This window comes from Anaerolinea thermophila UNI-1, assembly GCF_000199675.1.
GTDB lineage: Bacteria > Chloroflexota > Anaerolineae > Anaerolineales > Anaerolineaceae > Anaerolinea > Anaerolinea thermophila.
In genome coordinates this window covers 1,485,765-1,500,195 of sequence record NC_014960.1, presented here as the reverse complement: position 1 = coordinate 1,500,195, position 14,431 = coordinate 1,485,765, and the positions used below count along the sequence as shown (strand labels likewise).

Genomic DNA, 14,431 nt, shown 5'->3' with positions numbered 1-14,431 from the left:
GTTTTCTTCATGAAGAGAAGTCTTCCCCTCATCCGTGTTTTTCTTCTTGTGGCTGTGCTTTTATCAGCCGTGTTTCCTGTTGCCTCGGCAAATTCTCTCCCTCAAGCCGACGAGGCTCGCCAAAAAGCGCGCAGTTTATTGAACAAACTTACCCCTGAAGAACGCATTGGCCAATTATTCCTGGTTACTTTTCAAGGGACAAACACTGCTTCCGACACTCCCATTTACACCTTAATCACAAAATACCACATTGGAGGCGTAGTATTACAACGGAAAAACAACAATTTTAACGACCAGGAAAGTTTACTGCTGAGCACGTTTAACTTGATTCACGCGCTTCAAGAAATAGAATGGCAACAGTCCCAAAGTGAAGAGCAGAGCTACCAATACATCCCCCTGTTTGTAGGCATCTCTCAAGAAGGTGACCTTGCTCCAAACGATCAGATTCTTTCCAGCCTGACGCCGCTTCCCAATCTGATGGCAATCGGGGCAACCTGGGATACAGGTATGGCACAGCGGGTCGGCACGGTGCTGGGAAGTGAGCTCAGCGCCCTGGGTTTTAATCTAATCCTTGGACCGTCTTTAGATGTTCTGGATGTGTCTTATACGGTTGGGAAGGAAGACCTTGGCTCTCGTACCTTTGGGGGAGATCCTTACTGGGTCAGCGAAATGGGAAAAGCCTACATCGCCGGAATTCATCAGGGCAGTGGCAACAAAATTGCAGTGATTGCCAAGCACTTTCCCGGTCGAGGAAGTTCGGATCGCCAACCGGAAGAAGAAATTGCTACTGTGCGAAAGACCTTTGAGCAGTTGAAACAGGTTGAACTGGCGCCTTTCATTGCAGTGACCAGCACCCCGTTTCCTGCAGACACCACGACAGATGGTTTGCTTCTTTCCCACATTCGCTATCAAGGTTTCCAGAAAAATATTCGCGCGACCACAAACCCGTTAAGTTTTGATAGAACCGCCCTGAATGAAATTTTGAGCCTGCCCGAGTTTTCACGATGGCGTGAGAATGGTGGCGTTATCATCAGTGATAATCTGGGAAGTCCAGCTATTCAGCGCTTTTTCGACCCCAGTGGTACAAATTTTGATGCCCGTCAGGTTACCCGCAATGCTTTTCTGGCAGGGAATGATATTTTATATCTTGATTCCCTGATATCAACAGGGGATACCGACTCTTTCACCACCCTTACCCGAATTTTAGAGTCCTTCACTCAAAAGTATAATGAAGACCCCACTTTTGCCCAACGGGTGGATGACTCAGTCGAACGCATTCTTACGTTGAAGTTTCGCCTGTATCCAGACTTCAATTTTGAAGAAATAGCGCCCTCTGAAGCCAACCTTGGAGCCGTCGGTAAATCTCAAAAAGTGACATTCGATGTGGCCGCGCGTGCTGCGACATTGATCAGTCCAGATTTTACAGAATTGATCAGTGTCCTGCCATCCCCCCCTCAACCCAGAGATCGCCTGGTGTTCTTTACGGACGCTATCCTTTCAAGGCAATGCACCACCTGCGCAGAAAAATCCATTCCTGCAATTAATGCCTTGCAAAATACAGTATTGCAACTGTATGGTCCTCAAGCAGGTGCACAGGTATCGTCGAATCGCCTCAGTTCATACTCTTTCCTGGAACTCTGGCAAGCCCTGCAGAATCAGGAAGGAACAGAGACTTTGGTTCGTGAAATTCAACTGGCAGATTGGGTAATCTTCTCCATCCTTAACGAAACTAACACCCGCCCGGAATCGAACGCTTTACGGCAATTGCTCTCTGAAAGACCCGATTGGATTCGAAACAAAAAAATCATTGTATTTGCCTTCAACGCTCCGTACTATCTGGACGCTACGGATATCAGCAAACTCAGTGCCTATTATGCACTTTATGGCAAAACATCTCCTTTTATTGATATTGCCGCTCGTCTGCTCTTTCAGGAAATGATTCCTTCGGGAGCCTCTCCTGTTTCCATTCCCGGCATTGGCTATGATCTGATTGAAGCTATGACCCCCGATCCCAATCAAATCATCAGTCTCCAACTGGATATCCCAGAAGGAATGGTAAAACCGGGAGGAACTCCGGAAGCAACTCCCATTCCAACGTTCAAAATTGGGGATGTTATTCCCCTGAAAACAGGGGTTATTCTGGACCATAATCGACATCCTGTCCCCGATGGTACACCTGTGCGTTTCTACTTCTCTCTGGGGGGAGAATCAGGGATGTCTCAAGTGGTCGAAACGGTCACTCAGAATGGAATTGCTCGGGCTTCTTACCGGATTGAACGGGGAGGGTTGCTGGAAATCCGCGTGGCCAGCGAGCCAGCCATAAATTCAAACATTCTGCGATTGGATATAACCAGTACAGAGGGGGCTGTGGTCACAGCAATTTTACCTACCCCCATACCTACAGAAACACCTATCCCAACAACCACTTCAACCCCGGAGGCAACCCCCACCAGCAATCCTGAGCCGGTGCAATCTCGCCCTGCTCCCACGCTCTCTTTATGGCTTCTATCCACTCTCCTTTCCCTTGGAGGAGCGTTCACGGGCGGTTGGCTGGGAATGCATTTTCTTCCTAGCCCGCGTTGGGCAGTGAGATTAGGATTAACCGTTCTTATGGGGGGAGTCCTGGCTTATCTCTACCTCGCTCTGGGTTTGCCCGGCAGCAAAGAGGTACTTATTCAAACCTGGAAAGGCATCTTGTGGGTAACGGGAATAGGAATGTTGATTGGCGGTTTGGTGGGGTACAGTTGGCACGAAGTTAATCAGCACTTTATCAATTTCAAAGATATATCAAAAACTCCCAGGAAACCTGATGAGCATTCAACGTAAAAGAGTAATTAGCAAGCCAAGGGTGATCAACACCAGTGAAGTGCCCAGCAAAGTCCTTTCCAATGGAAACCGCAGAAACCCCCACACCGAACGCTGAGTAACCGTACGCGGCAAAGGACGGGAAATCGGAACAGCATCTTCCCCAAATAAAGCCAAACGGAATTGGCGCACCGACTCAGGGCGTTCATCAGGATGTAAAGCCATTGCCCATAAGATCGCACGCTCAGTTCTTGGGGAAAGTGACGGATTGATTTGCCGCGGTGGAATTAATTTTTCGGGATTCAGGAAGCGCTCCCTGGCATCAGCCGGCGGATGATTGGTAAGCAAATGATAGAGGGTCGCTCCAAACGCGTAAATATCCGAACGCACATCCGTATGCCCGCTATCACCTCCATATTGTTCTAGAGGCGTGTATAGTGCAGTGCCCTGCCCCTGAAGGATGGTAATGGTCACCTCACCAGGGGCAGCAAGTTTCACCAAGCCAAAATCCACCAATTTTAACAAGCCGCTGGGCGTTAATTTCAAATTACTGGGCTTGATATCCCGATGCAGAATAGGAGGATTTTGCCCATGGAGGTACTCCAGGGCATCACAAAGTTGACTTGCCCAAGCCAGTACATCCTCTTCCGACAAAAATATCCCTGCCTGACGCGCCTCAACCATCAAGGTGCGCAAATCTTTGCCTGGGACATAATCCATCACCAGATAATCCCGGTTTCCTACCGAGAAAAAGTCTGAAACTTTGGGTAAGTTAGGGTGATCCAGGCGCGCCAAAATGGTGGCTTCACGTAAAAATTGTTCCCGCGCCTCACGCAACAAATCGGGAGGCAGAGAACGATCGTGTTCCACTTCTTTCAACGCACAGGTGCGACCCTCCAGGCGTAAATCATCCGCCAGATAAATACATCCAACTCCCCCCTGCCCAATCACCCGGCGAATCTTGTAACGCCCTCGCAGCACCTCTCCAGGCTTAATTGGAACTGGCATCTCCTCCTACCTGTAGAAAAACCACCCAGACAATCAAAAGGTTCGGCGTAATTGTCTGAGTTTGGTTCGGACGACCCGCTGCAGGGTTATCAAAAGTATGATTCTTTGATATATTATACCGTATCGGAGGGATTAGATGACACAAAGCGGCTCAGAGGCACCTTTGCTGGTGGCTTCCATAGGACCCCTGTCCGGACAGCGTTGGACAATGGACAAAGCCCTGCTTATCGGACGGGATCCATCCTGTGATATTGTCATCCCCGACCGACAGATTTCCCGCTACCATGCCCGCATCTCCCCAACGCCAAACGGTGCCATACTGGAAGACCTGGGGAGTAAAAATGGCACTTACTACCTGGGAAAACGTGTGGAAGATCCGGTATCTTTACAGGATGGAGATGCTTTCCAGGTAGCACTGGTTCAGCATTTCACTTTCCTAATTTCCGATGCAACCCTGCCTTTGGGAAATGCGTTCATCTCCACTCAGGCTACAAAATATCGCTTACGATTGGACGAACGTTCACGGCGACTATGGTTAAACGGCAAGGAAGTCCTACCGCCATTGTCTGCCCAGCAATTCAGACTCCTGCAAGCCCTGGAAAGACAGCAGGGAGAGGTGGTATCTCGCGAGGAATTGATTCAAGCCGTTTGGGGAGATGAAGCCTTCGGAGTAACCGAGCAAGCCTTCGATGCACTGGTAAGAAGACTGCGTGAACGTCTTGCCGAAATTGACCCGCACCATAATTACATTCTAACCATCCGAGGTCATGGACTGCGTTTGGATAATCCACCTGTAGAATCTTAAGATAAACAGGGCGATCTTTGGAGACCGCCCTGTGAGAGTTAAATCACATTGGGTTATCCTCGCTTCATATTCATTTCCATACTGAAGCGTAAAACCTGCTTGTAAACCCTCTCCAGCTGATGGGCAAATTCTTCCTGCCCCTGTTCCTCCATTTGAGAAACCAGCCCGGATAAAATCTGAAGAAACTCTGGAGTGATTTTTTCTTCATTTTTCTCCAGCAACTCACGACGTGAAACCTCATCCTGAAGGCTGAGCAAATTCTCGATTAACTCGTACTCTGCGGGAGGTTTGGCGGCTTCCTGCAAAATACTCACAATCTTTTGAATACGGGCACTGCGTTCAATATCTCCTTTTTGCCGTGCTTGTTCAAGAGCTTCGCGTAAGGCTTCGGCAAAAAATTCATCCAGCGACCCCAAATTTTCTTCGAGAGCCTTCTCCAGATTGGGAGCGTTCAGGATATTGTCAACCAGTTTTCGAGCCGACTGCATCTGTTCCTGAATTTGCCGATTCACTTCCTGAGTCATCGCCAACAATTTATCGCGGAGTTGCACCAGGCGGCTCTGTTCGGCTTCTGGAGCCTTTTCTATGCGCTCGCTCAGGATAGTAAAAAATTCATAATCCAAACCCGTAACTGTGACCCGTGCCAGTGCTTCTACAGCCGCTGGATTGGTCTGCTTCAGCATCAAATCCAGCAAAGCTTCCCGGGTAAGTCCACGTTTACCAGCCTCTTGAAGATCTTGTAAGGCTGTTTGAATTGCCGAAGAGTCAGATAAAATTTGTTGTCCAACCTGTGTAAGAGGAAGGATTTCCTTCTGAAGGTTTACCAATGCCTGGGCAGTAGCACGATCCCCTCCTGCCAGAGAGGCTTCAATTAACTGACCCAGCATCTGGAAAAATTCCTGATCGATGATTTCTTCTTCCTGACGAACAATTTCGGGACGGGAAGAAGGCGTAGCATTCAACAAACGTTGAATCAGGTTGAGGCGCTTCTGCGACTTTTCGATCATTTCGCGGGTAATACCATCCGCCTCCAGAACGCGATCAATCATGGTTTGCATGGTCAGCATGGATTGGGGACGGAAGAGGTAAGCCTTGCGCTCTTCAGGCTGAAGACGCTCGGTGACCTGCTTGATATAAGGGCCTAACAAGCGTTCCTGTTCATTCAATGGGATCCCCAATTCCGGCGGGAAATAGGTGAGGAGTAGTTCTTTCTCCGGATCGTGATACACCAACGGCATGGGGATAGGTCCATCATAACCACAATTCTGACAAACAGCACGATTGTATGTTCCTGCCAAAAGTTTCTGTTTGGCTTTGGGGTCGACCTTCATATCCAGCAACTGCTCGACCTCCGCGAGGACGGGCTGGCGGCATCGTGGGCAAGAAGTTTGAATTTTCGCCATAGAACTTCCTTAACGTTCAAAAGATGAAGGGATTATACCACTCCGCTCCATGGAACTGCTGCTAATCTCGGGGCAAGGTGAAACAAATTCGAGCACCCTGTTGACCGGGGTGACTATCTACCCAAATCCTTCCTCCATGCGCCTCAATGATAGCCCGTGACAAATACAAACCCAACCCCGCACCTTTCGTCTTTTTTGCTGCTTCAGGGTTACGGTAAAAGCGATCAAACACATGAGGGACATCCTCAGGGTTGATACCAGGGCCCTGGTCACTCACACAAACGATAATCTGATTTCCACGTGCCTCTCCATGCACACGGATCTCTCCACCAGGAGCGTACTTGATCGCATTGCCTATCAAATTGGTCAGCACCTGTTGTAGTCTGCCTTCATCGGCAAGCACAATAGGAAAATCGTCTGGAAAATCCACCACAATGCGGTGAGAGGAAGTCTGAGTTTGCATCCGCTGAGCTACTCGCCGAGCCAATTCTGGAAGAGACAAATCGCTCTTCTTCAGAGTTAAACCACCGGCTTGCAAGCGTGAAGCATCCAGCAGGTTCTCAATCATCACCGCTAAGCGGTCGGCTTCTTCCTCGATCACCTTCAGGCTGTCCTGAATGATTTCCGGGTCCCAGGAAGCGTCTTCTCTACGCAAAGTACTTACATAGCCCTTAATCAGTGCCACGGGGGTCTTAAGTTCATGACTTACAATGGAGATAAAAGTAGATTTTAACTCTTCCGCCTGACGGAAACGAGTAATGTCTCTCACCGTGGCAATAATATTGACCAGTTTATTTTCGGAAGAGATCAAAGGCGCATAGGTAATCCCAACCGGCAAGGGGGCTAAACCAGAGCGGGAAAGATCCCCTTCAACGTAAAGGTATGCATGCGGAGTAAGAGGCCAGCCATCTGATTCGGCTTGTTCGAGAGTGATTCCCTGTGGGGGTTTGCTCCAGCGGATGATTTCATCATGACGTCTGCCGCGAATATTTTCTAATGGCAAATTCAACATCCTGGAAATTGCCGGGTTACAGCGCTCAATGGAATGATCCGGACGGAGAATCAGGATTCCGTCTGCCAGGGAGTCCAGTAAAGCATTAAGCCTTTCTTTCTCCAGATTCGTTTGTGTGTACAACTGAGCATTTTGCACCGCAATGGCTGCCTGGTCGGCGAAACTGCTCAACAAGGCAATATCATTGGAGGTAAAACTGCCGGCATACGAACGGAAGATGACAATCAACCCCACCACACGCTGAAGTGTAATGAGAGGCAGGACAATGCCATGCAACAACCCCATACTTGCGGCTTGTGCTAATTCATTTACCTGACGATTAATTTCCGGAAGTTCGTATCGTTCGGGATCCTCATCGGCAGGGACATTTGCCAGTACATTCTCAATTGCTCGCAAGAAAGCCATGGGGATCCCTTGAGTAACCACCACGCGCCAGCCACCTTCTTCCTCCCGGAGCGCAATCAACCCTGCCTGTCCCGCCAGCATTTCAATGGCTATACGAAGAATACGACCCAGAAGTTTCTTTAAATCCAGTTCCTGGGTTAACGCTCGGGCAATTTCCAGCAGGTAATCACGTTGACGGACTCGAAAATCGGGTAAGAGCGGTTCTAACATGCTTCCTCTGCCAGGTAAATGGCTCGCTCCAGGATTTCCAACCCCTCATCGACTTCCTGTCGAGTAATGCAAAGTGGCGGTGAAATGCGAATGACGCTCTTACCGCACCCCAGCAAGAGCAAACCATGTTCAAATGCCAGATCCACCACTTTGTCCCTGAATTTCTCATCAGGATGCCGGGTTTGCCTGTCCTTCACAAATTCAATGCCAATCATCAATCCAATTCCACGCACATCCCCTATGGAAGGATGTCGCAGAGACATTTCGCGTAACTTCCCCAGAGTATAAGTTCCTACTTCAGCAGCATTTTGCAGATATTCACTACCAATCAGTTCAATGGTTGCCAGCGCCGCCGCACAAGAAAGAGGATTCCCGCCAAAGGTATTACCGTGCGAACCCTTGGGCCATTTCATCAGTCGTTTACGGGCGATCATAGCACCCAGCGGTAAACCAGAGGCAATTCCTTTTGCCGCGCAGACAATATCAGGTTCTACCCCAAAATGCTCAATTGCCCACCACTTGCCAGTACGGCCCATGCCAGACTGAACTTCATCCACGATCAGCAGAATACCGTAACGGTCGCATAACTGACGTAATGCCGGGAAGAAGCCTTCCGCTGGAACAATATAACCACCTTCTCCCTGAATTGGCTCAACCAGAATTCCAGCAACGTCTTCTGGGGGTAAAATTTTTCCCAAAACCTGCTCCTCAATATAACGAACAACCGTTTCTCCATAAGGTTCACCCGGCAGGCTCTGTAAAACCGGGCGATATGGGTCCGGATATGGTACATGAGTCACCCCATTCATCAGTGGAAAGAAACCACGATGATAGTGGTTCTTGCTGGCGGTGAACGTCACAGCCCCCATCGTTCGTCCGTGAAATCCCCCAGAAAGCCAATAAACTGGGTGCGCCCGGTGACATAGCGGGCGAGTTTAATCGCCGCCTCCACACTTTCGGTACCTGAATTGGTCATGAAAGAAACAGCCGGTTCATTGAAAGGCGCAATATCATTCAGGGATTCTCCCAATCTGATCCATCCCTCATGGTAAAAATCTGATGAGATGTGCAAAAACTTTTCGGCTTGCTCCTGAATGGCTTTGACCACTTTGGGATGACTATGCCCGGTCGAGTTCACTGCAATGCCTGCGGCAAAATCCAGGAAACGATTGCCGTCCACGTCCCATACTTCACAACCTTTTCCGTGATCCATGACGAAGGGATAACCACGCGGATAGGAAGGTGATATCACACGATGATCGCGTTCAATCAGGGATTGTGCAATAACGCCGGGCAGTTTCAGCCTGGTAACCATATGGAAAAAGCCTCCTGAGTGTCTTTGGGTATTGGAATGGTGTACCTCAATTAGTGTAGCAAATTCAGCGATTTTTCGCCAATAAAACCAACAACCCCATCGTATTTCGATGTGACAAAAAAAACCGGAGGTTCTTACCTCCGGTTGCATAGTCATCCTTTACTCCACAGTTTGTGCTAGCGCCAGGGCACCCAGCAGTCCCGCATCATCCCCAAGAGAGGCCGTGGTTACCACCAATCCATGCAAATACTCTGGGGAAATCACATATTCCGCAATTGAGTTCCGCAAGGGATCGAGGAAATAACGCCCACTACGAGAGACCCCACCCCCGATAATCACAATTTGGGGATTGAATAAATGCAGGAAATCTGCAATGGCTCGACCCAAATAACGCCCTGCGCGGGCAAGCGCTTCCCGCGCCAATGGGTCTCCCTGTTCTGCCGCCAGGCTAACATCGCGCGCCGTCACAGCGGGCAGTTCAGCCATGGATGAAGGCACCCCACTAGCGAGTTGCTCGGAAACATAACGCGCAATTGCCGTACCTGAAGCCAGCGCTTCCAGATGTCCTCGCTGTCCACAACCACACAGTGGGCCATTAGGGTCCACCGTGATATGCCCGATTTCCGCCGCTAATCCTTTATAACCTAACAGCAATTTTCCTTCCTCAATCACACCACCGCCGATGCCTGTGCTGACAGTCATGTAGAGCAAATGCTGATACCCACGCCCCGCACCAAATTTCCACTCCCCCATGGCGGCAAGGTTAGCATCATTTCCTAAAAGCGTGGGGACCTTGAAACGATCCTGAACAATCTGCGCCAGGGGAAGATTCACCCACCCGGGGATGTTCGGAGCGGCATACAAAATTCCAGTCTTGGGATTAATGGGGCCCGGTGCTGCCATACCAATGGCTTTGACTTTACCCTGCGAGGGCATAATATTCTTAATCAGTTCCAGCAGACGATCTACGGGAGACTGATCTTTGGTCTGTGTGGGGATACGCTTCTGAGATACAGCTTTCTGTTCTCCCTCCGGGTACAGTGCGGCTCGTAACTGGGTTCCCCCAATATCTACAGCGATGTAATAGTCCATAAAGAATCCCTGCCTAATCCTTTGGGTTCACATCGTTGACTCAAAATCAAATCGCTGCTATATTCTACCGCGTATGCCGAACATGCGCAAACCTTTCTTCCGCACCTTTCTGGGAATTCTTCGACGGGAACTTCGATGGTTATCCCCAGGGGTGGGGTTAAAAAGATGGCTGTTATTAATCATGCTGGGCAACACCTTCATTGGTGTAGGGATTGCCATGCTTTTGCTGGATTTTTACCGAAATGCTCCCGATACCTGGTGGTTGCCCGCCGTTTCTTTCCTGGCGTTACGCTTCCTCACCCGTCCTCTCCGCGTGTTGATTTTTGGAGGAATCGGGCTAGGGTTATTGCTGATAGGTCTTTGGGGCTTCAACAAGACCCTGCTCAGCCCATTCATCCAACCGGGTAAACGGGTACTGGATTCCCTCTCTGAATTTCGCAAGCGCGAACGTGGGCCCCGCATTGTTGCGATCGGTGGCGGAACGGGCTTGTACAGCCTGTTAAGGGGTATTAAGGCCTATACACACAACATCACCGCTATTGTTACCGTGGCAGATGATGGTGGCTCTTCGGGAGAACTACGGCGCACCCTCGGGATTCTTCCCCCCGGCGATATCCGCAACTGTCTGGCAGCCCTGGCAAATGATGAAACTCTGATGACCCATTTGTTCCAGTACCGCTTTTCGGGAAGCAACGGACTCACCGGGCACTCCATGGGGAATTTATTCATCACAGCCATGACCGAAATTACCGGAAGTTTTGAAGAAGCCATTGCCGAGTCGGGAAAAGTGCTGGCAGTGCGGGGAAGAGTATATCCTTCCACCCTGCATGACGTGCGTCTGGCGGCAGAGGTTCAACTTCCCGACCACGCCAGAGAAATCCATATTCTGGGGGAGAGTCGCATCCCGGAAGCAAAAGGGAAAATCCGCCGGGTGTGGCTTGAACCAGACAACCCCAAAGCCTACCCCCCGGCAATTCAAGCCATTCTGAATGCTGACCTGATTCTTGTTGGTCCAGGAAGTTTATTCACCAGTATTCTGCCAAATTTGCTGGTATCAGACATTGCTGAAGCCCTTCGGGTGAGTCGTGGATTGAAATTCTTCATTTGTAATGTAGCAACTCAGCGGGGTGAAACGGATTCCTTTACCTGCGAGGACCATGTAAAAACCATTGAGCAGTACATTGGAGAGGGAATCTTTGACGTCATCATTTGCAACCAGAACACCAGTAAATCCCTTCCGGAGGGCATTCAATGGGTTCTGGCAGGAGAGGAATTCAAACAATCTTACCCGGTATATTGCACAGACCTGATTGATTCAGAGAGTCCCACTCGTCATGATCCGCAAAAACTTGCCCAGGCAATCATGGAAATTTTCGAAGACCGAACGGGGCCTTTAAGCATTCGTGAAAATTTGAACAATGTCGAATCCTGAAAATCGTATATAATTAGATGGGTTTGTCTGGACATACTCAGGGGGATTCAAAGGTTCAGAAAGAAAACCGGAAGACACATGCATATGCATGTCAAGTTTATATCTTCATAAGGAGGTTTTTCATGACTGTCAAAGTTGGTATTAATGGGTTTGGACGCATCGGTCGTCAGGTATTGAAAGCCATTATGGAACGATACCCGAACGAACTGGAAGTTGTGGCTGTCAATGACTTGTTTGACGCCAAAACCAATGCCCACCTGTTCAAATATGATTCCAATTACGGCATTTTCAACGGCACCGTTGAAGTTTCCGGGACCGACCTTGTGATCAACGGCAAAACCGTTAAGGTGTTAGCCGAAAAAGATCCTGCCAAACTGCCGTGGAAGGATCTGGGCGTGGATATTGTGATTGAATCCACCGGCGTGTTTACCGATGCACTGGGCGATCCTGCAAAAGGAAAAGCCGGCGCCAACGCTCACCTGCAGGCTGGTGCCAAGAAAGTCATCATTTCTGCCCCAGCGAAAAATGAAGACATCACCATCGTCATGGGTGTGAATGACGACAAGTATGACCCCGCCAAACACCATATCGTCTCCAACGCCTCCTGCACCACGAACTGTCTGGCACCCGCTGCGAAAGTGGTGCATGAGAAATTCAAGATTTTGAACGCCGTGATGGTCACCATTCACTCCTACACCAACGACCAGGTCATTCTGGATCAGGGTCACAAGAAAGAAATGCGCCGCTCCCGCGCCGCTGGCTTGAACATCATCCCCACCACTACCGGCGCCGCCAAAGCCGTTGCGTTGGTGATCCCCGACCTGAAGGGCAAATTCGATGGTTATGCTCTGCGCGTGCCCACGCCCACGGTGTCGATTGTTGACTTCACTGCCACTGTGGAAAAAGCCACTACCAAAGAAGAACTGAATGCTGCCTTCATGGAAGCCGCCAATGGCGCTTTGAAGGGTATCCTGGGGGTGACCACCGGCGAATACATGGATCCGCTGGTGTCCATGGACTTCAAAGGTGACTCCCGCTCCTCGATTGTAGACCTGCCCTCCAATATGGTGATGGGCGGCAACCTGATCAAAGTCGTTACCTGGTACGATAACGAATGGGGGTATTCCTGCCGCACCGCCGATCTGGCAGCCATGATGGCAAAGAAACTGTAATCCTTACGAACAACCTGTCCGCCCTCTTGTCATGAAAGAGGGCGGACAATTCCTGTATTGAGCAGTGAGGTTGCATATGTTCAACAAAAAATCTGTTCGGGATATTGACGTCAAAGGGAAGAAAGTCCTGGTTCGGGTGGATTTTAACGTCCCTATCAAAGAGGGCGTGGTGCAGGATGATACCCGTATCCGGGCAGCACTGCCCACAATTGAATATTTGCTGGAACAGGGCGCCGCAGTGATTCTCTTCTCCCATCTGGGCAGACCCAAAGGCGGACCTGATCCCAAATACTCCATGAAACCGGTTGCCGAGTACCTTGCTCAACTGATGGGTAAGCCGGTTGCCTTCGCTGAGGATTGTGTTGGCGAGCCTGCGGAGAAAGCAGCCGCCAATCTCAAACCCGGTGAAGTGCTGGTGCTGGAAAACACCCGCTTCCATCCGGAAGAAGAAAAGAATGACCTGGAACTGGCAAAGAAAATGGCAGCGCTGGCAGATATCTACGTCAACGATGCCTTTGGAAGCGCTCATCGCGCCCATTCCTCGACGGAAGGGGTGGCCCGCTTCCTGCCTGCGGTGGCTGGCTTCCTGATGGAGAAGGAAATCCAATATCTCTCCCAAGCCATTGAAAATCCCAAACGCCCCTTTGTCGCTATTCTGGGCGGTGCAAAAGTGAGTGACAAAATTGGCGTGATCAAGAACTTGCTTACCAAAGCCGATACCATCCTGATCGGTGGCGGAATGGCAAACACTTTCTTCAAAGCCCAGGGGTATCCGGTGGGTAAGTCGCTGGTGGAAGACGAGGTTCTCGATCTGGCACGTGAATTAATCGCCCAGGGCGGTACTAAACTACGCCTGCCGGTAGACGTGGTCATTGCCCAAAGCATGGAAGAAGGCGCAGAAACCAAGGTTGTCCCTGTGGGTCCCATCCCCGACGACTGGATGATTCTGGACATCGGACCCGAAACGGTGGCGTCATACGGAAAGGTGATTGCGAACGCCGCGACTGTGGTGTGGAACGGTCCGATGGGTGTTTTTGAGGTCTCAACATTTGCCAAAGGCACTTTCGGCATTGCCGACGCCCTGGCAAAGAGCAATGCCATTTCTATCGTGGGTGGAGGCGACTCCGCCTCGGCAGTGCAGAAATCTGGACTGGCAGAGAAAATCACCCATATTTCGACAGGCGGAGGAGCATCGCTGGAGATGCTTGAAGGATTGTTCTTGCCCGGTGTGGCGGCCTTACTGGACAAGTAATCCATCCCTTGTCAGAGATAAGTTCGCTGCGGGGGACGTAAAATCCCCCGCAGTTTTCTTCAAATTTTCTCTAGACAAAAGGCAAGGTCTGGATTAAAATCCATCGTCGCGATTGTGGAAATTATCTGGAGGATTGGAAAGTTGGCGAACATCAAGTCTCAAATCAAGCGCAATAAGCAAAACGAAAAACGACGTATTCGCAACCGCATCGTTCGTGGGAAAGCGCGCACGGCCGTAGCCAAAGCCCGAGAAGCCCTTGCCAGCCAATCGGTGGAAGAAGCCAAGCAGGCTGTCTTGCTGGCAATCTCGTCGCTCGATCGTGCAGCCTCTAAGGGTGTCATCCATAAGAATAATGCCGCCCGCCGCAAGAGCCGCCTGATGAAGCGTCTTGCAGCCCTGGCAAAGTAACCCTTGTTCGATCCCCGGCAACTGCCGGGTGAGCTTTGTCAACCATCACAGCGCCCTCATCAGTGAGGTCGGCAGCGGGAGATGATCCTCCCGCTTTTTCTTCTTATGGATC

General features: G+C 50.2%; 10 protein-coding genes and 1 pseudogene. 6 read left to right on the top strand and 5 right to left on the bottom strand.

The genetic code is table 11. The features are described from left to right. The first annotated feature begins 9 nt into the window (after positions 1-9). A complete protein-coding gene (locus ANT_RS06675; RefSeq protein WP_041454786.1) occupies positions 10-2,826 on the top strand; it encodes a glycoside hydrolase family 3 N-terminal domain-containing protein in 2,817 nt (938 codons plus the stop codon). Here the strand turns inward: ANT_RS06675 and ANT_RS06670 are convergent. Then, positions 2,818-3,813: a serine/threonine protein kinase gene (locus tag ANT_RS06670; RefSeq protein ID WP_013559752.1), complete on the bottom strand. Its 996-nt coding sequence runs from the start codon at positions 3,811-3,813 to the stop codon at positions 2,818-2,820. The two genes, ANT_RS06675 and ANT_RS06670, sit on opposite strands and share 9 nt — an antisense overlap. Before the next feature lie 136 nt (positions 3,814-3,949). On the opposite strand from ANT_RS06670, the gene ANT_RS16210 reads away from it, so the two are divergent. Further along, positions 3,950-4,618, top strand: a complete 669-nt coding sequence (locus tag ANT_RS16210) for an FHA domain-containing protein (protein WP_013559751.1) — start codon at positions 3,950-3,952, stop codon at positions 4,616-4,618. Between the two features lie 53 nt (positions 4,619-4,671). On the opposite strand, the gene ANT_RS06660 is transcribed toward ANT_RS16210, so the two are convergent. From ANT_RS06660 to ANT_RS06645, 4 genes and pseudogenes are all read right to left on the bottom strand, one after another. Continuing rightward, entirely contained in the window at positions 4,672-6,021 is a 1,350-nt protein-coding gene (locus ANT_RS06660) for a CpXC domain-containing protein (protein ID WP_013559750.1), read from the bottom strand. A 61-nt stretch (positions 6,022-6,082) separates the two neighbouring features. Beyond that, entirely contained in the window at positions 6,083-7,648 is a 1,566-nt protein-coding gene (locus ANT_RS06655; protein WP_013559749.1) for a sensor histidine kinase, read from the bottom strand. Further along, positions 7,642-8,861: pseudogene (locus ANT_RS06650) on the bottom strand (acetyl ornithine aminotransferase family protein). The gene ANT_RS06655 and the pseudogene ANT_RS06650 overlap by 7 nt, the downstream one beginning before the upstream one ends. Before the next feature lie 261 nt (positions 8,862-9,122). Continuing rightward, positions 9,123-10,055 (bottom strand): ROK family protein, encoded by a 933-nt coding sequence (locus ANT_RS06645; RefSeq protein ID WP_013559746.1) that lies wholly within the window; start codon positions 10,053-10,055, stop codon positions 9,123-9,125. 82 nt (positions 10,056-10,137) lie between these two features. On the opposite strand from ANT_RS06645, the gene ANT_RS06640 reads away from it, so the two are divergent. The 4 genes from ANT_RS06640 (at position 10,138) to rpsT (ending at position 14,319) form a co-directional block, all read left to right on the top strand. Then, positions 10,138-11,487 (top strand): gluconeogenesis factor YvcK family protein, encoded by a 1,350-nt coding sequence (locus ANT_RS06640; RefSeq protein WP_172634580.1) that lies wholly within the window; start codon positions 10,138-10,140, stop codon positions 11,485-11,487. A gap of 122 nt (positions 11,488-11,609) precedes the next feature. Then, complete coding sequence (gene gap / locus ANT_RS06635; RefSeq protein WP_013559744.1) at positions 11,610-12,659, top strand: type I glyceraldehyde-3-phosphate dehydrogenase; 1,050 nt, start codon at positions 11,610-11,612, stop codon at positions 12,657-12,659. Positions 12,660-12,735: 76 nt separating this feature from the next. Beyond that, entirely contained in the window at positions 12,736-13,911 is a 1,176-nt protein-coding gene (locus tag ANT_RS06630) for a phosphoglycerate kinase (protein WP_013559743.1), read from the top strand. A gap of 141 nt (positions 13,912-14,052) precedes the next feature. Continuing rightward, entirely contained in the window at positions 14,053-14,319 is a 267-nt protein-coding gene (gene rpsT, locus ANT_RS06625; protein ID WP_013559742.1) for a 30S ribosomal protein S20, read from the top strand. Positions 14,320-14,431 lie beyond the last annotated feature (112 nt).